Here is a 20,395-nt window from a genome sequence, read left to right on the forward strand (position 1 = left end):
TGCGGAATACTCTCATGGCTAAGCTTCGTCCGCAGCAATTGCTTCCCGCTTGGCATCCGCTAACCGATCGCTAGAGAACTGGGTTGGAATATCTTCGGGTAACAGCGTGGTCAGCATCTCGTCGGTCAAGGACGACATCACCGCTAAGCGATTTGCCTGTCGTTCAATGCTCTTTTCAAATAAATTGCGGACTATTCTGGCATTACCAAACGTGCGATCGCGGTTGACATACAGATCCTCGAATAAGCGCCTCAGCTTGTCTCTGGTAGCATCTATTAGTTTGAAATGACTCCTATTACAAAACGATTCAAAAATTGCCAGCAGTTCTTCTGGCTTATAGTCATTGAAATAAAAGTAACGATTAAAGCGAGATTTCAACCCTGGATTCGATTCTACAAACTGAGCCATCTCATCGGTGTATCCCGCTACAATCACCACCAGCCGATCGCGGTAATCCTCCATGCGTTTTAGCAAGACATCAATTGCTTCCTGACCAAAATCGCGTCCATTGTCTCCTGGCATTAGCGCATACGCTTCATCAATGAACAGCACGCCATCCAATGCAGAATTCACCATATCATCTACTTTCTTAGCAGTTTGCCCAATATAGCCCGCCACTAACCCAGCCCGATCCGTTTCCACCAAATGCCCCTTCTCTAAAAAGCCCAACCCCTGAAAAATCCGGCTCATCAGGCGTGCAACTGTGGTTTTCCCCGTTCCGGGCGGGCCACAAAATACCGAATGCAGCGACACCGAAGTCGTAGCCAAGCCACGCTCCACCCGAATCTTCTGGACCTTGAGAAAGTTCGCTAGGGTTTTTACTTCTTCTTTGATGTTCTCCATCCCGACTAGGTCGTTCAGTTCAGCCAATGCCTGCTCAAGGATCTGGGCCAGTTCTTCGGGTGTTTTGGCGGCGGGCTGTTCGGGGGCGGGAGGGGGGGGAGATGGGGAAGGTGAGGAAGATGGGGAAGGTGAGGAAGATGGGGGCGATGAGGAAGGTGGCGGCTCGTGAGCCTCGCCGAACGAGGGAGATGGGGGAGTGAGGGGGGTGACTTTGGCTAGGCCGTCTTGGTAGCTGTTGAGGGTTTGGTAGTTGTGCAGGCGCTGCCAGACTTGCGATAGGGCTTCCATTTCCTGCATTGTAATTGTGCCATCGGATTTGACGATGACTTGGGCAAATTGGTAGATGCCGTTGACGGTGGACTTGAGATAGTTGGTGCCTTTTGCTTCATCAAGTTTGTTCAGCACGGCGGGCAGCAGCAATTCATCGAGCTGGGCCGGGTCGGTTTTGCGATCTTTGGTGGCGTCTAGCAAAAGTTGCAGCGTAATTTTTTGGTACTTAAGGCGATCGGCTTCAGAGAAATCCCAGGTTTTGAAGGCGGCATTCAGCTTTTCGCTGTCTTGCTTGATCAGAGCATAGATCGTCAAGTAGGCCAGCAGTTCGTTGGCAGTAATTTCACCATTACTGCGTCCGCAGAAGCGGACAATTTCGCCTAAATCGGTCAAGATCAAATCTGCAAATCTGGGATCTAGGCTCAACAGGGGTTGGAGCGACTGGTACAGGCTTTCGGCTTCCTGCCGTACCGATCTGGCATTCACAAGTTGGCTAAAGTTCACAATACACTCCTGTTGACACTCCTGTTGACACTCCTGTTGCAGCTAGGTTGAGCGCTCCATTACGCTATTACAATCTATTCTGATCGCTTCTTGTCACGGATTTCAGCATTCTTGCCTCGCACGGGTGGTAAGGCATCTACGAGTCCCATCTCAAAGGCGATATCCGGCAGGTCGCCCGCGATATACTTGCCCGGTTCAAACACTCGTCCGGGTGTGAAGCAAATTTGCCGCAGTTCAACTACCTGCGTAGGCAAAAAAGACTGGCGATACTGGCGATGTTCGATGCCCATACCCCTACTCCGCCATTGCAATTACATGGCTGATAGCTTCCACCTGCTGCTGATAGTCGAAGTCAGACAGGGCCGGTGTAGCCTCTAGCGGAGGAACCAATTCCAGTTGAATCCAGGATTTGCAGCCGCCATACTCCGAACGATAGGGAATCACTTGAGGCTGATTCAGGCGATACACCCGCAGCAATAGCACCGTCAGCGGCAAGCGTGGCTTCCACTTCAGACGCTCTGTCACCCAATCGGCAGTCCAAATGTGAAACGGCAATAGGGACTCCACAACGGCGGCGTCGCTGACTTCAAAGGAATGGGTAACTTCTGCCCAAGCCCCAATTTCCACAGTTTCTGGATGCCAGCCAGACTCAACGGGCGTCACCTGCTGCTCATAGGGCGGCTTCAGCAAATGCGGCTTTTGATGTTCGTAAGTTGGATACAGCCAAAATCGCGGTTCGTTGACCTGAAACCCCTGCTCGCGAATTCCCCCCTTACGCAATAGCAAAATCGTTGCCCCTTGACTCAAAGCCTGAACCGCCACAGCCCATTCCTTCAGAGCCGTTTTGACTGTTGTAGTTGTTGTAACTGTAGTTGTTGTAACTGTAGTTGTTGTAACAGTTGGAGCGACTGACATCACGGTTTCTCCCTGCACTATGCAATTGCGCTACTCAGGATCTGCCTTCCCCTTTGTTTGATTGTACTGAAACCGCCTCTGCTGCACGAATCATATCAAATCCGACTAAACGCCCTAAATTTAAATGCTGCGTTGTACAGACGTTTTGCCAAAACGTCTCTACGCTGGCTGATCAACCGGATTTGATATCACCAATGACCGATTTCGACTCAATTTATCCCGCCCCCTGCTTCCCTGCTCCCCGCCCCCTGCTCTTCCACAAAAAAAGACCAACCCCTCCCAGAGCCAGTCTTCAGCAAATACAGATTCGTCGTTTTCTCAATTGGAAGAAACCCTGGCTGCGCGTTCCCAATTCGGCAGTGGGTCTAGGGATAACTACAAACTTGCTTTATCCTTTTCCAGAAAAGATTGTAACAAGCAGCACAGACTTTTTCATAAAACTTCACATGAGCTTTTAATAAGTAATTATTCCTATCGATTAGCCTAGTTAATCATCCACTTGGTAGGAGCTGTGTCAATATCTATCCTCAATGTCGAGTATCCCGTTGTCAGTAATCAACTCAAAGGTTCCCTCGATTACCTTCTCCAAAATGGTCAAACGTTTCTGGTGATTGTTGGCGCAGCCTGTCCGCAGGACGTAGCCAAAAACGAAGATCTAGAATGCAGCTTTGTGCAACTGGCGATCAAACTGATTGCCCTCGACCAGTAGATGAATAGCCGCAAATGACTTTCGCAAAATCGGCGGCAAAATCTGTCGTGACGCTGACACTTTTATTAGACAAGACACGTCTTCAAATACAAAGAGCTAATAAAGAGCTAACAAGTGGATTGTCCCAGGCAATTGCCCCACAGCATTGTGCTATAGAAGTTAGCTTAGTTTTATCTAGGTTTGGTGCTCATCACCATCTGCTTATCACAACAAGTTCAGTACTCGTTTAAGTGCTCATCTGAGGATTCTACTATGTCGCTACGACTGTCATCTCTTTTCCTAAAACGCCTTGGCCTGTCGCTCGGTGCTCTGCTGCTGGGCGGTAGCCCCCTGATTAGCTTCGCTAATGCTGCCCAAGCCCGACCCAACTGGCTCAACCTTGAACGCGCATCGAGCGACCGCATGTCCACAGTGGCTCAAAGCTCAACTCCGACTCGGCGTTCTCCCACATCCACCACGACTCAAAATCTCAATGATGTCCGGTTTAGCTGCCAGGTAGTAAATGGTCAGTACACGGTAATGTACAATCCCCAAAGTCAGCCTGGACAGTACTATCCTTGGGCAACACCAACGGCCATGGGAGGCGGCTGGAGTCCAGATCGACGCTGTAATGAAATCAGCCGTCGCCTAGAGTTCTATCGACCTGACGGGCTGTTGGAGCTGCAAACAGGCTTAGAAAACGGCTACAACACAGTCTGTGTCACCACTGAAGCGATGCCGTCCTGCCGGATTGTCTTGACGGTCCCCCAAGGGCAAGATCCGGTAGCCCTGCGAGATCGGATTTTCAATAACCTACTCGTTGCTGACAGTGGCCAGCAAACCACGGCAGCCACAGCCTACCAAGGAGGCGACAACGGGATTCTGAACCAACTCGGTCAGGCAATTGGAGTCGATTTGTCTAATCTGGCCGGAGGACGGCGGTCTAGCAGTCCGGCTAGCATCGATCTGCGCCCCTTCCTCGACCCGGCTGATGGCGGTACTGGCGCGAGATTAACGAATTCCGCTGTTCCCGCCCAAACCGGCCCTCGCCTCAATCCGGGAAATTTCCGGTAGAGGAGTTTAGCCTTTGGTCACAATCAATTCGCTCTAAAGCGTTGCCAGCCCACCTGTAGCTGAACATGAAGCTACAGAAAAAGTGCACTCAAGTACACCTGACAGATCCTGTCGGCTTTAGTCCGATGCGGGCGGACTTTCTCAGTCCGCCGTTCATGCACGGGTGGGATGTAACGCAAGGTCAATCTGTTTCAGTCTGCTCTGGAGTTTGGTCTGGTGACTGGGCCAGTTCTCGTGCTTTCAGAGCTTCCTGGGTTTTTTGCCGCTCCAATTTCAGCACCAGCACCCCTAGCGGAGGCAAGCAGAGATCAATCGAGTAGGGGCGATTGTGGAACGACCACTCCTCAGCCCATTTGCCGCCTAGGTTGCCCATATTGCTACCGCCGTACTCGCGAGCGTCGCTGTTAAATAGTTCGGTGTAGAAGCCAAATTCTGGCACGCCCACCCGGTAGTGAGAATGGGGCTGGGGAGTGAAGTTACAGACAACAATCACATAATCTTCGGGGTTTTCCTTGGCTTTGCGGATAAAGGAAACGACGCTATGGCGGTTGTCGCTACAGTCGATCCACTCGAAGCCATCAAAGGAAAAGTCTTGCGTGTAGAGAGCTGGCTCACTGCGATAGAGCTGATTCAACCGGCTCATAAAATACTTCAGCTTTTGGTGGGGGTCATATTGCAGTAGATGCCATTCCAGATCGCCCCAGACGTTCCATTCAGTCCACTGGCCGAACTCCATGCTCATGAACAGGGTTTTCTTGCCAGGGTGGGTGAACATGTAGGAATAGAGGCAGCGCAGGTTAGCGTACTTTTGCCACTCATCTCCCGGCATTTTGCCAATCATCGGACTCTTGCCATGCACCACCTCATCGTGGGACAGCGCCAGCATAAAGTTTTCCGTGAAGGCATACATGATGCTGAAGGTGACATTGTTTTGGTGGAATTGGCGGAACCACGGATCCATGTGGAAGTAGTCCAACATGTCGTGCATCCAGCCCATGTTCCACTTCAGGTTGAAGCCTAAGCCGCCGACATAGGTGGGCCAGGACACCATCGGCCAAGTCGTAGATTCTTCGGCAATGCTGAGAACGCCGGGGAAGTAGCTGAAGATGACGTGGTTGAGCTGACGCAAAAAGTCAGCCGCTTCGATATGCTCGCGTCCACCGTACTGGTTGGGAACCCACTCGCCAGGTGGGCGCAGGTAGTCTAGGTACAGCATGGACGCGACCGCGTCCACCCGGATGCCGTCGATGTGGTATTTGTCGAACCAGAACAGGGCGTTGGCTACCAGGAAGTTACGCACTTCATTGCGGCCATAGTTAAACACCAGCGTGCCCCACTCCTTGTGCTCGCCTTTGCGGGGGTCGCCATATTCGTAGAGGGCTGTACCGTCAAAATTGGCTAGGCCATGACCGTCTTTGGGAAAATGGCCGGGCACCCAGTCCACAATCACGCCAATGCCGTTCTGGTGGCACTGATCGACGAAATACATGAAATCTTGGGGCGTACCGTAGCGGGAGGTGGCCGCATAGTAGCCCGTAACCTGGTATCCCCAGGAACCATCGAAGGGATGCTCGCTGACTGGCAGTAGCTCAACGTGAGTAAAGCCCAGTTCTTTGACGTAGGGAATCAGCTTCTCAGCCAGTTCGCGGTAGGTCAAAAAGCGTGCGCCTGGCTTCAGGTCAGCCACCGGTACGGGCGGAATCACTTTCCCATCAGGCGTGTGGGCTGGATCATCGTAGGAGCCATGCATCCAGGAGCCTAAATGCACTTCGTAGACCGAGATCGGTTCTAACAGCGGATCGCTATGCCGCCGTTTTTCCATCCAGTCTTCATCGGACCAGGTGTAGGCATTCAGATCGGCCACAATCGATGCGGTTTTGGGTCGCACCTCTTGCTGGAAGCCATAGGGATCGCTTTTTTCGTAGATGTGACCCGCATGGTTCTTAACTTCGTATTTGTACTTGACACCAGCCGTCAAACCGGGAATGAACAGCTCCCAGATGCCGTTATTGCGAACTCGCATCTGGTGATCGCGGCCATCCCACTGGTTAAAGTCACCCAGTACCGAAACGTTACGAGCATTGGGTGCCCAAACGGCGAAATAAACTCCCTGCACACCGTTGATTTCCGTCAGGTGAGCGCCCAGCTTTTCGTAGATCCGGTGGTGGTTTCCTTCAGCAAACAGATGAATATCAAAATCCGTCAGCAGAGGAGAGCGAAAGGCATAGGGGTCATAGATAACCCGTTCATGCTCGCCTTCCTTGACCCGGAGCTGGTAGTTGGCTAGTTCATCCTGCTCCAACACGCATTCAAAGAAATTGGGATGATGTACCGAATGCATGGAATATTCTTTGCGTTCTTCCGGACAGACCACCCAAGCAGCACTAGCACGGGGAAGATAGGCTCGCACAACCCATGCAGATTTCCCATTATTGTGAATCTGATGCGGTCCAAGAATTTCAAATGGATCGTGGTGCTGGTTCCAAACAATTCGATCGATCTGGTCGGGAGCAACGGTCATGGACATGGAGTTACCTGCCTAAATCGAGTATTGAACCAATAATAAAGATGGCGTTTCGACAAAATTTTAGATAGAACACTTCTACCACAGGAACGGAAGATTGCTGATGGCAAACCGTCCCTAGTTATTAAAGCTCAAGGAATTTTTCGCTAAGAAAAGCCTACTTGCCAATGGCAAGCCAAAGCGAACCGAGTAGCCAGACTGTCTGAGCCAGCGAGAAATATCACCAAACACAAATTTTATAAACAATCTACAACAAACCTTAACAAAGCGTAGCAAATTGCGGTCCAACTCTCAAATCCCAAAAGAGAGATTTTGCACCTTATTTGCAGGATGATCGCGCTGATCCCTGCTGATCCCACCATTCCGGCTGGGTTTAGCCGATGGCGTTACCTTCTTGCCCATAGGCATGCCAGGCTAGATCTACCAATCCATTCACAATAGCCGCCGCCACAACCGCGCTGCCTTTGCGTCCCTCAATCCGAATATGGGGAGTCAGCGAATCTTTCAAGCGTTCGACTGCCACATCGACTCCCACAAAACCAGCAGGCGTACCAATTACAAGTGCAGGTTTAATTTCTTCGGTCTCAACTAACTCCACTAACGATACTAAAGCGGTTTGGGACTGACCGATCACAAAAATACCTTCAGGATAGCGGCGAGCTAGAGTCTCCATTCCCCAAGCAGCCTGAGTCTTATCCCGCTGAGGGCGGGTTAGCGTCTCCATGCTGCAATAGACCGGATTGGCAAAGGTTTGCTGGATGCTTGGGGCAATCCCGACCTGCACCATCGGCACATCGACAATAATCGTACTACGCGCAGCTAAAGCCGCAGCTCCCGCTTGCAGCGCCTGATCGGAAAAGCGAATCAATGACTTGTACTCGAAATCCGCGGTGGCATAGATAACGCGGCGTACAATTTCATACTCTGAAGGCGAAAACGCATGCTCGCCAATTTCGCTATCGATGATGCTTAAACTTTGAGCGTCTGTTGTATGCCACTCCATTGCAACCCCGAATCCACAGCAGTGATATCCACCTCCATTAGACCCTAATTGGGAAAGAAGCGCATGGGTTTGATGTCAAAGTTTTTGTTTCGGCGCAAAATTATAGTGTTTGCTACTGTGCCTGACTCACGTTTCAGAAGCGGAGGAGGCAAACATGGGAGACAGAAAGGCCACCAACGCACCCAGCGCAAAACCCGCCACATTTCGCAGCAAAGGCAACCAGTCGGCTGTACGAGTCACCACCGGGCCAATGCCGAAGGCGATAAACAGAATTCCCCAGAGCGGCGAAAAGATCAGCGCCCATTGCCAAGAGAAAACCTTCCCAGGTTCGCGGGGCTGAGCCGCAAAACCAAACACCACCCCGCCAATCACAGACGTAATCAGAGTGAGGATCCACTGCTCTCGAGGTAAGCCAGGCACCACCTGACAGCCTCCCTGCCGGATGCAGGATTTAATCGACTCCAGCGCTCCCAAAATCGAGGCGTCCTCGCCGTTTTCCCGCACATAAAACTGATTGCCAAAGCGAGTTTGCAGCTCAATCCAGAAGGTGCGAGGCATCAGTTCAAACAGGTCATCTCCGACGCTGAAATTGAGCAGATTGCCGCCTCTAGGGTCAGCCACTAGCATGACGCTGTGGTCATCAAGGCCCCAAAACTCTTTCACCGCCCGCCCAGGCGTTCGATCATACTGGGTCAGCACACGCAGCTTCCAGCCGGTTTCCGCTTCAAACTCGTTCAGGTCTTTCTCTAGGGCGTCGCGCTGAATGGTGGTCAAGGAGTCGGCCAGGTCAATCACCGGTGTTGGATGGTCGGGCAGCAGATCGGGATTGTCATAAGCATAGGCCGCGGGAGCGGCAATCCAGATCACCAGCATTAAAGCCAACGCTGTAGCAAAGCCAGATAGAGAACGAAAGAATCGAGATGACATCGGCGAATGAATAAAATCTTGTGAATCTGAACAGGTAAAGACTGGTGGGCAAGCTCGCGAGCTTCTATTCGCGAACCAGAGAACTATGAAAACTTAGTAGAGATTATTTACATTTGTTTACCTTAATCTCATATTTAATCATACCAGAAGCAATTTGCAACGGTTGTCATTCCTCAGAACGCCGTTGACTTGGCTTTTGTTGAGTCTTTAACTCAGCCTCTAATCCAGGTGCTGACGCAACAGTGCCCGGTTGGTTCAGAGGCTCAGCAATGGGTTGGGGATAGGGGAGCGGTTCAGGTTTAGGCCCTCGATTTCGATTAGGCTGGGGCAAATTTAACGATGCAACAGCCCGATTGAGCTGGGGAGTTGCTGTTGCCGCTGCCTCAGAATCTGGCTCCGGATCGATATCTTGAGCCAAGGTGGGCTGTTTAAGGGTCTCCCATGCCGCTCTAAACCCGGCTACTAAACTGCGAGTGGTGACTTGCGCCTGTCTGGCCTGTTGCTTCACACCGCTAATGCTCTGATCGATTTGATCGACAATCCGGCCTGCGTTCTGCACGTTTTGGCTGACATCGTCACTGAGATTAGTGATTTCGATTCCCGTCAGCCGAATCGCTTCTAGAGTGGGTGGCAACTCGCGATTGAGGGTGTCAAATAGCTTTTCGGCACTACGAGCGGCACGGGCTAATTCCAAAAATGCAGGTAGTGCCGCCATCAGCACCGCCGTTAAGCTGACAGCCACCAACAACATCGATAAACCTAACCAGAAGATCGGATCTGCCACCGTTGCTTACCCAATACTAGAATCCTGCGCTTTAGGTTCGGGAGAGGAAGCAGCCTGTTGCTCTAGCTCCCGCTGTCGCTGGCTCGCTTCAATTCCTGCCGCCAACGCCTCTCGCAGCCGCATTAGGGTGTCATCCCAGTTGCGTAGCGCTGTGCCAGAGAGCCGATCGGCCTGAAGCTGCATACTGGCAGATAAATCTTCTGCGAGTTCTGGTAACGCATCGGCAGATTTTTTCAGGAGCTGGCGCGTTTCCCGTCCCGGCTTGGGTGCAAACAGCAAACCCACTACCGTTCCGACGGCGGCTCCCACCAGCAGGCCACCCACAAACAGTCCGCCAGAGCCAGATCGATTTTCTGACATACGCCTCTACCCTAATTGCAAAATTTGATCCAATTGCTTTCCAGTTGCTTTGAAACCAGCCTACTTGATATCAGTCTAAAGAGTCAGTTTTGGTTTTGCAGTTTTAACGGCAGTTTTAACGAACGGACCTCGTCCTTGCGTCTGATCGCCATTCCCTGCAAGCTTGTCTGGTCTGCTGCCGTGATTGGCATTCCTCCTGGCATTTTCTCTAGCATTTCTCTCCCTGTTGGCATAAAGCTGATAGACAAATCGCCCCAATCCCAACAGGGCCAAAATCTGTTTCAGCTGCTGAAATTGCAATAAAACTTGCTGATACTGGCTCCGCAACTGCTGAATATTATCCTGTCCTTGTAAAATTGCTGCTGGCGCATGACACAGTCGATTGTGGGTATGGCGTTCAGCCATCGTTAGAGCCTGAGTCACCCTAGCCAACCGGCGCTGCCACCGCCAGATGCGCCAAGTGAAATACCAGCAGAATCCGGTAATCAGCCCATTCAGGATTAAAACCGTCGTTAGCATGGTGTGAGCGTTGGTAGCTTGCGTTGTTGAGAATGCTAGCCTGGGCAGCAAGCGCTGGGAATACAGGCGCTGGCTCAATCATACCCATAACATCCTGGAAAGATCTGAAGCCAAGCAGGACAACTCACTTCTGAAATCTTGGCACAAAGAAACGCGCCAATCTGGATGCTGCTGGCTAAATTGCGACTAGAATCACAAGCACAGGGACGACAGGGCTAGGAAGAAACCATGCAGCAACTGCAAATATCCAACGAAATTTATGTCCACCCCACTAACGGCGACGATACGGCTACCGGGGATTCGATGCATCCCTTCAAGACTCTAACCCGGGCGCTACAACAGCTCCGACCCAACAGTGTGATCCAGCTCAGTCGAGGCACCTATAGTGTGGAAACAGGTGAAGTGTTTCCGCTGGTGATTCCAGACGGGGCACTGGTGATTGGTAATGCAGCGACGCAGGGCACTGGTGTGGTGGTGATCGGCAGTGGTGTGTATCATAGCCTGTCGTTTGGGCCGCAGGCGGTAACGATTGTGCTGCAAGGAGATGGACAATTGCAAGGCGTGACGGTAACAAACCCAGCAACCAAGGGAACAGGGATTTGGATCGAGTCTGCGACTCCAACCGTAGCCGGGTGTACGCTGGCCCAGTGCAATCGGGAAGGACTGTTGGTGACAGGCAAGGCCAATCCAACCATCATGAACTGCGTGTTTCAGGACAATCAAGCCAGCGGTTTGACTTTGGTGCGGAACGCTCGAGGCGAAATTCGTAACAACGTCTGGCGGCTGAACGGCTTTGGTATTGTCATCAGCGATCGGGCCGCGCCGTGGATTGTTAGCAATCAGATCTATGAGAACCGCTGTGGCATGGTGCTATCGGGTGCGGCTGCGCCGATCTTGCGCGGCAATGTGCTGGCCCAGAACCGCGAGGATGGATTAGTCGTGTCGGGACAAGCCAACCCTGATTTAGGCAACCTCTATGACCCGGCTGGTAACCGCTTCCGAGGTAATCAACGCTTCGATCTGCGCAACGCTACGCCAGCTAAGCTAATCTGCAGCGGCAATCAATTGAATCCGGCTCATGTTGAGGGTGCCGTAGAATTTCTTACCATCCGCTCGCCCAAAACAGGAGCAGTCCAGTCTGATGTGGTTTCCCCGGTTTCCCCTGCGGCTCCCCTGCATGCCCCCGCTGACCTCAAACGGCACTGGGCCGCAGCCCTAGTCCAACCGTTGCTGGATCGCCGCCTGATTTCCCTAGCCGATGAGCACTTTCACCCAGATGCTCCCCTCTCAGCTGGGGAGTTTGCGACCTGGTTACAAACTGCTGGATTTCCCTCAGATAACACTTCAGATAACACTTCTGCCAAACCCAATCCCCTGACGCGCCTAGAGGCCATTGTTCAATTGGTGAATGCGGCTCAGTTGACAGGGGGCCATCCTAGCTTATTGAGTAGTTACCATGACCGAGCGCAAATTCCCAGTGCTCAGACCCTGGCTATGGCCACCGCCCTTCAGCATCGCTTGGTGGTTTCTCCGCAGCCCGATTGCCTCAAACCGCTGCATTGTCTAACTCGTGCAGAGGCCGCTGCGATGCTCTATCAAGCGCTGGTAGCCAAGGGGCAGTCCCTAGCCATCGATACACCAGCGATTTTGCGGCCTATCGTTGCGATTAGCAAACCCTCTGGGCCAATGCCGATTAAGCGTCCGCCGGTGGTTGTCCTTGATCCGGGCCACGGTGGCACCGATCCAGGTGTTACAACCCGACCGAAACAACGCGAAGCTGCCCAAGAGACCCTGGGTAGTCAGCCACCCCTGCTGGAAATGCTGCCAATGGAAGGCGTATCAATGTCGCCCCTTCCGGCTGGAGTCATGCCACCCGGTCTGGCCGCCGAGCTGCCGCCAATGCTGCCCAGCAGTGGAATACCAGCGGGAATGATGCCGGAAATATCGCCAGAGATAATGGCTGGAATGCCAGGAATGCCAGGAATGCCTGAACCCCCAGAAACACCGAAACTAGAGGAAAAAACGATTGTGCTGTCAGTGGCGCAGGCCGTTGCCAGTTTTCTCCAGCAGCAGGGCATTGAAGTGGTGCTGACTCGCTCAGAGGACCGCGATTTGACCCCTGCCGAGCGCGTCGAGGTGACGAAGCAGCATCAGGCCGTTGCCTTGATCAGCATTCATGCCAATGGCAGTCTGGCCAATCGGTCGGATATCAATGGCGTTGAGACCTATTACCATCCAGATTCTTCCGAGGGCATGCGACTAGCCTGGTCTATTCACAAAGCGCTGACCCGAACAGCAGATATTGCAGACCGAGGGGTTCATGCTGCTCATTTCACCACCCTACGGCAGTCGCCTGTACCAGCAGTTCATGTCGAAGTTGGCTATATCAGCGGCAGCATCGATGGAACAAGTCTGACTAATTTGGCCTATCACCGCTACTTGGCCCGACCAATTGCCAACGGCATTTTCCGATATGTCTGGCAGCAACGCTGAGAACATTTCGGTCTGGGCTGGAAAGATGGGAAGATAAGTTTAAGTTCACAATAAGTAACTGTAAAAACTGTAAAAAGAAGCATGGCTGAAATTCAATTCTCCAAAGGAATCACCGAAGATGTTGTGCCCGATGTGCGGCTGACCCGTTCTAAAGATGGCACGAACGGTACTGCCACCTTCTATTTTGAGAAGCCAAGAGCACTCAGCAACGACAGCACCGAAGACATTACGGGCATGTACCTGATTGATGAAGAAGGCGAAATCATGACGCGAGAGGTTAAAGCCAAATTCATTAACGGTCAGCCAGAGGCGCTGGAAGCCGTTTACATCATGAAGAGTGTTGACGAATGGGATCGGTTTATGCGGTTCATGGAGCGCTATGCAGAAGAGAATGGCCTAGGCTTTAGTAAAGCTTAAGCAAGGTACGAGTGAGTACTACGCCAGGTGATGCTGTAGTGCGGGCGTCTTGCCCGCGACCGTCCCTAATTCCAGTCCTTCAAACTCCTAAATCCAACTGCCAGTTGCGCAACTGGCCTTTGTTTTCTGGCACCCAATCGATGATATGCAGTCGCCACTTGCCCTGAACCGGATGATTGAGAACTGTTTTGAGCCACAGGGTCGTTTCTAGGGAGTAGGTCGTTTTAAGGCTTGTTAGTCGTCCAATCGCTCGACTTTGTAGCAGCACCTTAGTTCCCCACGGTGGAATCAGGTAGACCTCCAGATCGCCCATAAACTCGTGTTCAATGTCAATGCGGACCTCAATATCCTGCACTGAACCAGCCTCTGTGATTTGAATGGCGCTACTTATGCCTTCCGGGTTGCCATCGGGAATGTCCAGTGGCGTTGAGTTGCTATATTGAATCCAGCGCTGGGGCAGTGGTAATGGTGTGATCTGCTGCTGAGCGAACTGCAGCGCTTTGACGGCGTTGACCTTGCCGTATCCAAAGGCAGCGGAATAGCGATGGGCGTCGTAGTGGCCTAGCTGCAGCTTCAGTTGGGCATCGGGTTCCGGATCCAAAATTTTGTCCGCCGTTTGCTCTAGAATTTCCCGTACCTGGAGCGCGGTTAGGTCTGGATGAATTGACAGCACTAGGGCTGCGACTCCGGCTACGATGGCGCAGGCTGCCGAGGTGTCACCCAGTAGGGCTGGATGGACCGCGTCAGCAGTTGTAGTTGCTGCAGTCGGTTCGTCTAGAACAATGGCCCGTCCGAGTTGGGGAGGGCAAACCGGTCCAGTAGGGACCAAGCCCGTTTGCTGTGCGTAATACATAGGAGGGGCATGACCTCCGGGGGCTGCTACTGAAATCCCAGTTCCCCAGTTGCTGCAAGCCGATTTGTGGTTCAAACTCGTACAGGCCGCTACGGTAATCACATCGGGATGCACAGCAAAACCGTTGAGCCAGCGGGTTGCACCTTGCAAAAGCTGATTCGGCCAATCTTGTTCTGACACCATTCCACTTAACGGACGATTGGCGTTTCCTGCGGGGAAGACTAGGACGCAGCCTCGCCCGTCACGGCCTTGTGTTGCTGCTTGAGTCAGGGCCACTCGCTGGCGTAGCGACAACGGAAAATAAGTTGCTGCCGCACTCCAACCGCAGCAAACCACATCTGCGCCGTTTTCAATTACCCACTGGCAGAGTTGCTCGATCGTTTGGTCTTCAATAAACGCACCCACGCCGATTGGCATCAAGGCACATCCGGGCGCTACGCCGATCATACCTTTGCCGGTTTCGTCTGCCGTGATCAGCCGAGCGCAAGCTGTACCGTGAGTTTCACTGGTTTTAGCCAATGGTATACCGCCTCGCTGTAGCTCCACTGCCGCCACAATTTTGCCTTCACTTTGCAGGTCAGGATGCTCTAGATCAAAGCCATCGTCGGCCACAGCAACTGTAATGGAACGCTTGCCTTTGGTTAAGTTCCAGGCGGGTTCAGCAAAAATATGGGAACCCGGCACCAGATCCGCACCGCCTTCATGGTTGAGGTACCACTGCTGAGCATAGTTTGATTCTCGCGGACGGTAGCAGGGCTGGCGTAGCACGGCCACATTCGGTTCCGCTAGCAAAATCGCTGGATGTTGGAGCAACTGATTGGCCAACTTCAGGGGATTGGCTGGGGCAGAGGCTGTCACCTGAAACACAAATGCTTTAGGAACGCCAGCAATCAGCTTGAGGATGCGCAGTCCAGCCGCCGCCGCAATTCGGTGCATCTGCTCAGCAGCCAGTGATTCAGCAAACTGGAGCGTGATCTGATCGGTTGGGTACAGCAATGTCCCCGGACTCTCGTACATCTGATATACGTGGCTGGCGAAGGCAATGGCAGCGGCAGAACGCGCCTGCTGCATCAAATCGTCTAAATCACTGGGAGCAACCCGAATTTCTAGCAGATTAGGCAGAATTGAGCTGGGTGTGACATCAGGAGCTTGAATCGCCTCAAGCACCGCCGCGACTGAACACCCCGCTGCTGGACAAACAACAAAGCGATCATTCACCTTTCCGAGCGTCAGCTCCTCACCCCCCCGCTGCAATACCACCGGATCCAGCAGGGCAACATCAAACACAGACTCCTCCGGCAATACCTCCTCAGGGGATAGAGGCAGCTTCCTCGCATCTGTCATCCACTCGACCTCTTTCAGGGTTCATTACTAGAAGTTGTATTCTATTGCGTTCGGTTGAGATTGGACGTGGCATTTTTCGGCATTTTCTTGGTATTGCATATTGAATCAGCCGTTGCCAATGGAACTTCCTGCGCTAACAGCAGTCTAAACAAGCTTGGTCGCCGCTTTTTTTCTGGCCATCTGAAAAGAAATTTAAACTTTGCACCGTAATGGTAAGATTCCCTAAGATCAAACCCGTCCGCGACTACACAATCTGGGATAGTTTCATGGTATCGTCTGCTCCTCTTCAAGTTTTTTCAACAGGCCGGTTGCTGCCAGCTCTGACTATTGCTTCTCTCCTGTTGCTATCCCCAACCGCGCAAGCTCAGACCCCATCGTTGCCCGAAAGTGCTCCGGTGGATACTCAAACTCCTGAAGACTTACAAACGCCGGGCGACAATCAGGATTTGCGGCCATTGGCTCAGGGCATTCTCAGCGTCCAGGGGGGGCAGCAGCTCATGAGCGAGGCAGGTAGCGCGGTTTCGGCTCAGAATTATGACTTGGCGGTGAACAAGTTGCAACAAGCTCGTCAGGTATTTAACCAGCTCTCCAACTTTCACCAAGACCTGGCCGCTAGCTTTGCCGGGATTGATACGCGCATTGCCGATGCCCAGCGCCAACAGGCGTTTCAAACCGCCCAAATGCGAGACGAGGCAACATATCAACTGGCCCTAGTGCACCGGGCGCAAAATAAGCCAGAGTTAGCTGTGCCTCTGTTGGTGCAAATCGTCCGCAGTCAGAACCCCACCCGTGACCTGGGTAAGAAAGCCTACCAGCAACTGCTTGAGTTGGGATTTGTCGATACGCCCTTTCCGCGTGATGGCGGTGTAGAAGCTCCTACCCCCTAGATTCTCGTTATTGGTATCTCTCTGCTACTGCGAGTCTGATACTTTAGATTAGAGTAGAGGCCAAATCACGTGAACGCGATATATAGGAGGCTAGATGATTAGCCCAGCTCAAGTTGAATCGATGATCAAAGCAGGATTGCCCGATGCCCAGGTGCAGGTGCAGGACCTCACGGGCGGTGGCGATCATTATCAGGTAGTCGTTGTTTCTTCGTTGTTTGAAGGCAAGGGCTTGGTCCAGCAGCACCAGTTGGTCTACCGCGCTCTCCAGCAGGAAATGTCTTCCGAGGCGATTCATGCCTTGACGATGAAAACCTACACCCCCCAAGCTTGGCAGGCCCAGCAGCAAACGGTTTGATAAGCGTATCTATTGCTGATTTGCTTGCAGATGGAAATTCCTGCCTGGACTGCTTGCCGGTTTAATGGACCGGTTTGACCGACAGAACTTTCGATAGTTGGGATAGACCAAATTAGAGTAGCCCTCTGACCCTAGAGTCGGAGGAACCGATACCATAGAAGCGTGGACTAAAAGCGTAAACAAATACTTGTAGAAAATATGACTCCAGAAGTGCAGCAGCGAATCGATGATTTGGTTCAGAACAATAAAATCATGGTGTTCATGAAGGGCACGAAGCTGATGCCCCAGTGTGGCTTCTCCAACAATGTTGTGCAGATTTTGAACCTGTTGGGTGTTCCATTTGAAACCTATGATGTGCTGTCCGATCCAGACATTCGGCAAGGCATCAAAGAATATTCCAACTGGCCCACAATCCCTCAGGTTTACATCAACGGTGAATTTGTTGGTGGCTCCGATATCATGATCGAGCTGTACCAGAAAGGCGAATTGCAGCAAATGGTCGAGGTTGCTCTAGCGTCCTGATAGGTGAGCTTTGCAGAGTCTCCTAGAGCCAATAAACATAAACCCTCTAGAAGCTTCGTCAAGCTGATCTAGAGGGTTGAATAACTGTGCGGATGAGTTGGGATCATCAAAAAGCCATCAACCCAGACAACCGCAGATAGACCAGAGATAAGTGCGCCATTCCCAACCCTAACGATAATCGGGTTCTGTTTGGGGCATTTCAAAGTTAGACGGATCGTAGAGATAGCGAATCACTTCCTCTTCCAAACGGTTAATTAGATAGGGTTCAATTGCATCAGCGTGACGAAGCGCCGCTAGGTAACCATCCATGTAGAGGCGAAGTTCGTCAAACCGATAGCCACGATTCCATTGCTCTACCAGAGCATCGGTGAGCCGTTGATAATAGCGAATTGCAAGGGCATCCTGAAGCATAAATTAATCAAACCATTGCCTAAACGACAGCAATTCTGAACAAATTCCCAGTGATAAATTCCCAATGATACTTTTCCAGTGAATTTCTCACAAATAGCAGCGGCGCTATTGAATGGAATGGGAATGGGATAGAACAGGTGTAGCCAATCGATCGATAATGAACTTCCCCCTCAGCGAAGGTACTTAGATTGTTTTGCTTAGATGCATTTGCGATTTACACTGAAACCCACACAACCAAGTGCTTTATTGCTCAAATAGTCAAGTGGGGACTTACTTTGTATTTTACCTGGAACTCTCTGAGAATTAACTGATTTTTTACCCAACGCTACGATTGCCTCTCGCAAGATAGAGCTAGAAGCGGGTGTAAGCACGGACTGCTGCCGCTCTCAGAATCTCTCAGACGCAGGTAGCAGTGGTTACAAAACCTTGACAAATGCTTTGTTAGCCTGGAAATGCAGACCTCTAACGAGATTTCACCTGTGGGAGCTGTTGGCGTCCAAATTGTTGAGGGTAATCCCCATTTGCGATCCCTGCTCAGTTGGCATTTGCAGCAGGTTGGGTATTGGGTTTATCAATCTGCCGATCTGCACCAAGCCAGAGATGTTTTCATGAGTCGGCGGCCCAACCTGATCGTCTTGGATACGGAACTACCCGATGGAGATGGCCTAGAGTTTTGTCGCTGGTTGCAGCAACAGCGTCAAGCCCTGATTTTGATGCTCTCCTCTCGCAGCACTGAAGCTGATATTGTTACCGGGTTGCGGGCCGGTGCAGACGACTATCTCACCAAACCCTTTGGGATTCAAGAATTTTTGGCTCGGGTTGAGGCATTGACGCGACGCAGTCGCAGCTTCGCGGTCCCGGCAGTGTTGGACTACGGTGATCTGAAGATTGACTTGGTGCAGCGACGAGTCCGCTTCAAGAACGAGTTGATAGACCTGACGCCGCAGGAATTTAGTTTGCTGTATGCTCTAGCTCAAGCGGGCGGAGTCCCCCTCAGTCGCTCAGAGTTGCTGCGCAAGGCATGGCCGGACGAGATCGACAATCACCGGACCGTGGACACCCATGTGCTGTCACTCCGCAAAAAAATCGAAATTGATCCCCGCCAGCCCAACTTAATCCAAACCGTGCGGAATGTGGGCTATCGCTTCAATGTGGAAATGGTGGATACGACCCATCGGAATGAACCAGCCAATTCGGCACGGCTGAATTCTCGAAAACCTCCGATACATCCATTCACCAGAGTGGCAGAAAACTAGCCTCGATCAACTAGCCTCGATCAACTAGATCAAAAAGTTTTTGCCGGTCTGGGAATGGAACACAAATAGCTGATTGAACTCTAACCGGAGTGGCAATTGATCGCCAACTCGGACGGTTTGATCAGCGGCAGCCCAAAACTGAAGCGTCGTCGATGCATCGGTCAGCAGGCTAGCTCGCACTAACTTCTCGCGTCCCAACGGTTCGATCAGTGTGGCTGTCACAATCAGATCTGCACTAGCTGGATCCGTGAGATGGATATGCTCAGGCCGAATTCCCAGATTGATGGTCCAGTCACCCGATGGCAGTTCCGGTTCAGTTGCCGAATCTAGTTTAAATTGCAGTTGCTTTTGGAGGGCAGTGGGGCAGGGTAGGTGGTTAGATCCCACCAGAAAAGCCGTACCGTCGTAGCGAGCGGGCAGAATATTCATTGGCGGACTGCCAAAAAACGTAGCCACCATTTGATTCACAGGCTGGGCATAGAGGGTTTGCGGATCGTTGATCTGCTGAATCTTGCCCTGATTGAGCACCACGATTTGGTCCGCCAGGGTCATGGCTTCTACCTGGTCATGGGTGACATAGATGGTGGTAATTCCTAGCGTTTGGTGGAGCTGTTTCAGTTCGGCCCGGGTTTCGTCTCGCAACTGGGCATCCAGATTGGAGAGCGGCTCATCCAGCAAAAACACCTGCGGCTGCCGCACAATTGCCCGTCCCAACGCCACTCGCTGCTGCTGTCCGCCAGAAAGCTGACCCGGTTTACGGTCGAGCAAATGGGCAATATTTAACGATTTGGCTGTGGTTTCAATCCGCTGTTGCACAAGCCGTCGATCGGTTCCCCGCAAGCGCAATCCAAAGGCCAGATTCTCGGCCACGCTCATGTGGGGGTAGAGGGCATAGTTTTGGAAGACCATCGCCACATCACGCTGGCGAGCTGGCACTTGGTTGACCAAGCGGTCGCCAATGTAGATATCCCCGCTGCTGGCCGTATCCAATCCCGCAATTAGCCGCAGAATTGTAGACTTGCCGCAACCCGACGGTCCCACCAGTACCCAAAATTGGCCGTCAGGGACTTCAAAAGTAATGGCTTCGATGGCGGTGGTGGGATTGAAGCGGCGACAAATTTGCTCTAGATAAACCCTTGGCACAGGTTGCGAATCACTACGGTAGCTGGCACCCTCAACTTTACCAAACTCGGAGCCAACTCAGAGTAGTACCAGTTTTGAGTTTTGAGTTTTGAGTTTTGGGGGCGTAGCCTGCGCGGAGCGCGTAGTTTTGAGTTTTGGTGGCGTAGCCTGTGCAGAGCACGTAGTTTTGTAGCTTGCTTCTGCCTGTCGCGCAGCTAGCAGTGTTTTGAGTTTTGAGTTTTAAGTGATGAAAGCTGATCCAACTAAATAATCAACCTACTTGTATCAAAGATTGCGGAATTGATCTTAACGTAAACTTTGGTA

The 20,395-nt window shown here is 52.0% G+C and carries 20 protein-coding genes; 8 read left to right on the forward strand and 12 right to left on the reverse strand.

Annotated elements, in window-relative coordinates:
- Nucleotides 1-18 precede the first annotated feature (18 nt).
- From HJG54_RS27415 to HJG54_RS27425, 3 genes are all read right to left on the reverse strand, one after another.
- Nucleotides 19-1,617, reverse strand: a complete 1,599-nt coding sequence (locus HJG54_RS27415; RefSeq protein WP_316432409.1) for an AAA family ATPase — start codon at nucleotides 1,615-1,617, stop codon at nucleotides 19-21.
- Between the two features lie 74 nt (nucleotides 1,618-1,691).
- On the reverse strand, nucleotides 1,692-1,907 hold the full coding sequence (locus HJG54_RS27420; RefSeq protein WP_316432410.1) for a hypothetical protein: 216 nt from the start codon (nucleotides 1,905-1,907) through the stop codon (nucleotides 1,692-1,694).
- Between the two features lie 4 nt (nucleotides 1,908-1,911).
- Nucleotides 1,912-2,532, reverse strand: a complete 621-nt coding sequence (locus tag HJG54_RS27425) for a DUF1802 family protein (RefSeq protein WP_316432411.1) — start codon at nucleotides 2,530-2,532, stop codon at nucleotides 1,912-1,914.
- Between the two features lie 511 nt (nucleotides 2,533-3,043).
- Between HJG54_RS27425 and HJG54_RS27430 the strand changes: the two genes are divergently transcribed.
- Nucleotides 3,044-3,241, forward strand: coding sequence for a hypothetical protein (locus HJG54_RS27430; protein WP_316432412.1), 198 nt, complete (start codon nucleotides 3,044-3,046; stop codon nucleotides 3,239-3,241).
- A 252-nt stretch (nucleotides 3,242-3,493) separates the two neighbouring features.
- Nucleotides 3,494-4,294: a COP23 domain-containing protein gene (locus tag HJG54_RS27435; protein WP_316432413.1), complete on the forward strand. Its 801-nt coding sequence runs from the start codon at nucleotides 3,494-3,496 to the stop codon at nucleotides 4,292-4,294.
- A 181-nt stretch (nucleotides 4,295-4,475) separates the two neighbouring features.
- Here HJG54_RS27435 and glgB read toward each other — a convergent pair whose 3' ends face one another.
- From glgB to HJG54_RS27465, 6 genes are all read right to left on the reverse strand, one after another.
- Nucleotides 4,476-6,821, reverse strand: coding sequence for a 1,4-alpha-glucan branching enzyme (glgB, locus tag HJG54_RS27440; RefSeq protein WP_316432414.1), 2,346 nt, complete (start codon nucleotides 6,819-6,821; stop codon nucleotides 4,476-4,478).
- A 370-nt stretch (nucleotides 6,822-7,191) separates the two neighbouring features.
- A complete protein-coding gene (locus HJG54_RS27445) occupies nucleotides 7,192-7,821 on the reverse strand; it encodes a precorrin-8X methylmutase (protein WP_036000363.1) in 630 nt (209 codons plus the stop codon).
- Nucleotides 7,822-7,947: 126 nt separating this feature from the next.
- Nucleotides 7,948-8,748 (reverse strand): TPM domain-containing protein, encoded by an 801-nt coding sequence (locus HJG54_RS27450; RefSeq protein WP_316432415.1) that lies wholly within the window; start codon nucleotides 8,746-8,748, stop codon nucleotides 7,948-7,950.
- Between the two features lie 166 nt (nucleotides 8,749-8,914).
- The gene (locus tag HJG54_RS27455) at nucleotides 8,915-9,532 is read right to left on the reverse strand and encodes a hypothetical protein (protein WP_316432416.1); all 618 of its coding nucleotides are present in this window, start codon (nucleotides 9,530-9,532) and stop codon (nucleotides 8,915-8,917) included.
- A gap of 6 nt (nucleotides 9,533-9,538) precedes the next feature.
- Nucleotides 9,539-9,892, reverse strand: a complete 354-nt coding sequence (locus HJG54_RS27460) for a YtxH domain-containing protein (protein ID WP_316432417.1) — start codon at nucleotides 9,890-9,892, stop codon at nucleotides 9,539-9,541.
- A gap of 75 nt (nucleotides 9,893-9,967) precedes the next feature.
- Nucleotides 9,968-10,411: a hypothetical protein gene (locus HJG54_RS27465; protein WP_316432418.1), complete on the reverse strand. Its 444-nt coding sequence runs from the start codon at nucleotides 10,409-10,411 to the stop codon at nucleotides 9,968-9,970.
- A 228-nt stretch (nucleotides 10,412-10,639) separates the two neighbouring features.
- Between HJG54_RS27465 and HJG54_RS27470 the strand changes: the two genes are divergently transcribed.
- Entirely contained in the window at nucleotides 10,640-12,904 is a 2,265-nt protein-coding gene (locus HJG54_RS27470; protein ID WP_316432419.1) for a DUF1565 domain-containing protein, read from the forward strand.
- A gap of 81 nt (nucleotides 12,905-12,985) precedes the next feature.
- Nucleotides 12,986-13,321 (forward strand): photosystem II reaction center protein Psb28, encoded by a 336-nt coding sequence (gene psb28, locus HJG54_RS27475; RefSeq protein ID WP_036000358.1) that lies wholly within the window; start codon nucleotides 12,986-12,988, stop codon nucleotides 13,319-13,321.
- Nucleotides 13,322-13,400: 79 nt separating this feature from the next.
- On the opposite strand, the gene HJG54_RS27480 is transcribed toward psb28, so the two are convergent.
- The gene (locus HJG54_RS27480) at nucleotides 13,401-15,518 is read right to left on the reverse strand and encodes a S8 family serine peptidase (RefSeq protein ID WP_316432420.1); all 2,118 of its coding nucleotides are present in this window, start codon (nucleotides 15,516-15,518) and stop codon (nucleotides 13,401-13,403) included.
- A 209-nt stretch (nucleotides 15,519-15,727) separates the two neighbouring features.
- Between HJG54_RS27480 and HJG54_RS27485 the strand changes: the two genes are divergently transcribed.
- The 3 genes from HJG54_RS27485 (at nucleotide 15,728) to grxD (ending at nucleotide 17,282) form a co-directional block, all read left to right on the forward strand.
- A complete protein-coding gene (locus HJG54_RS27485; protein ID WP_316432421.1) occupies nucleotides 15,728-16,405 on the forward strand; it encodes a hypothetical protein in 678 nt (225 codons plus the stop codon).
- A 94-nt stretch (nucleotides 16,406-16,499) separates the two neighbouring features.
- Nucleotides 16,500-16,760 carry a BolA family protein gene (locus tag HJG54_RS27490; protein WP_036000351.1) on the forward strand — a complete coding sequence of 87 codons (261 nt, stop codon included), beginning with the start codon at nucleotides 16,500-16,502 and terminating at the stop codon, nucleotides 16,758-16,760.
- Between the two features lie 198 nt (nucleotides 16,761-16,958).
- Nucleotides 16,959-17,282, forward strand: coding sequence for a Grx4 family monothiol glutaredoxin (gene grxD, locus HJG54_RS27495; protein ID WP_316432423.1), 324 nt, complete (start codon nucleotides 16,959-16,961; stop codon nucleotides 17,280-17,282).
- Between the two features lie 168 nt (nucleotides 17,283-17,450).
- Here grxD and HJG54_RS27500 read toward each other — a convergent pair whose 3' ends face one another.
- Nucleotides 17,451-17,693 (reverse strand): DUF6761 family protein, encoded by a 243-nt coding sequence (locus HJG54_RS27500; RefSeq protein ID WP_211621631.1) that lies wholly within the window; start codon nucleotides 17,691-17,693, stop codon nucleotides 17,451-17,453.
- Between the two features lie 452 nt (nucleotides 17,694-18,145).
- On the opposite strand from HJG54_RS27500, the gene HJG54_RS27505 reads away from it, so the two are divergent.
- Nucleotides 18,146-18,949, forward strand: a complete 804-nt coding sequence (locus HJG54_RS27505) for a response regulator transcription factor (RefSeq protein ID WP_316432424.1) — start codon at nucleotides 18,146-18,148, stop codon at nucleotides 18,947-18,949.
- A gap of 24 nt (nucleotides 18,950-18,973) precedes the next feature.
- Here the strand turns inward: HJG54_RS27505 and HJG54_RS27510 are convergent, their stop codons facing one another.
- On the reverse strand, nucleotides 18,974-20,092 hold the full coding sequence (locus HJG54_RS27510) for an ABC transporter ATP-binding protein (RefSeq protein ID WP_316432426.1): 1,119 nt from the start codon (nucleotides 20,090-20,092) through the stop codon (nucleotides 18,974-18,976).
- Between the last annotated feature and the right edge of the window lie 303 nt (nucleotides 20,093-20,395).

The organism is Leptolyngbya sp. NK1-12, from assembly GCF_032598965.1.
GTDB lineage: Bacteria > Cyanobacteriota > Cyanobacteriia > Elainellales > Elainellaceae > Elainella.

Bases quoted from the DNA above. Each gene is read 5' to 3' on its own strand.
- HJG54_RS27420 (WP_316432410.1), bottom strand. From the start codon at position 1,907: ATGGGCATCGAACATCGCCAGTATCGCCAGTCTTTTTTGCCTACGCAG.
- HJG54_RS27425 (WP_316432411.1), bottom strand. From the start codon at position 2,532: ATGTCAGTCGCTCCAACTGTTACAACAACTACAGTTACAACAACTACA.
- HJG54_RS27435 (WP_316432413.1), top strand. From the start codon at position 3,494: ATGTCGCTACGACTGTCATCTCTTTTCCTAAAACGCCTTGGCCTGTCG.
- glgB (WP_316432414.1), bottom strand. From the start codon at position 6,821: ATGTCCATGACCGTTGCTCCCGACCAGATCGATCGAATTGTTTGGAAC.
- HJG54_RS27445 (WP_036000363.1), bottom strand. From the start codon at position 7,821: ATGGAGTGGCATACAACAGACGCTCAAAGTTTAAGCATCATCGATAGC.
- HJG54_RS27450 (WP_316432415.1), bottom strand. From the start codon at position 8,748: ATGTCATCTCGATTCTTTCGTTCTCTATCTGGCTTTGCTACAGCGTTG.
- HJG54_RS27460 (WP_316432417.1), bottom strand. From the start codon at position 9,892: ATGTCAGAAAATCGATCTGGCTCTGGCGGACTGTTTGTGGGTGGCCTG.
- HJG54_RS27465 (WP_316432418.1), bottom strand. From the start codon at position 10,411: ATGCTAACGACGGTTTTAATCCTGAATGGGCTGATTACCGGATTCTGC.
- HJG54_RS27470 (WP_316432419.1), top strand. From the start codon at position 10,640: ATGCAGCAACTGCAAATATCCAACGAAATTTATGTCCACCCCACTAAC.
- psb28 (WP_036000358.1), top strand. From the start codon at position 12,986: ATGGCTGAAATTCAATTCTCCAAAGGAATCACCGAAGATGTTGTGCCC.
- HJG54_RS27480 (WP_316432420.1), bottom strand. From the start codon at position 15,518: ATGACAGATGCGAGGAAGCTGCCTCTATCCCCTGAGGAGGTATTGCCG.
- HJG54_RS27485 (WP_316432421.1), top strand. From the start codon at position 15,728: ATGGTAAGATTCCCTAAGATCAAACCCGTCCGCGACTACACAATCTGG.
- HJG54_RS27490 (WP_036000351.1), top strand. From the start codon at position 16,500: ATGATTAGCCCAGCTCAAGTTGAATCGATGATCAAAGCAGGATTGCCC.
- grxD (WP_316432423.1), top strand. From the start codon at position 16,959: ATGACTCCAGAAGTGCAGCAGCGAATCGATGATTTGGTTCAGAACAAT.
- HJG54_RS27500 (WP_211621631.1), bottom strand. From the start codon at position 17,693: ATGCTTCAGGATGCCCTTGCAATTCGCTATTATCAACGGCTCACCGAT.
- HJG54_RS27505 (WP_316432424.1), top strand. From the start codon at position 18,146: ATGCAGACCTCTAACGAGATTTCACCTGTGGGAGCTGTTGGCGTCCAA.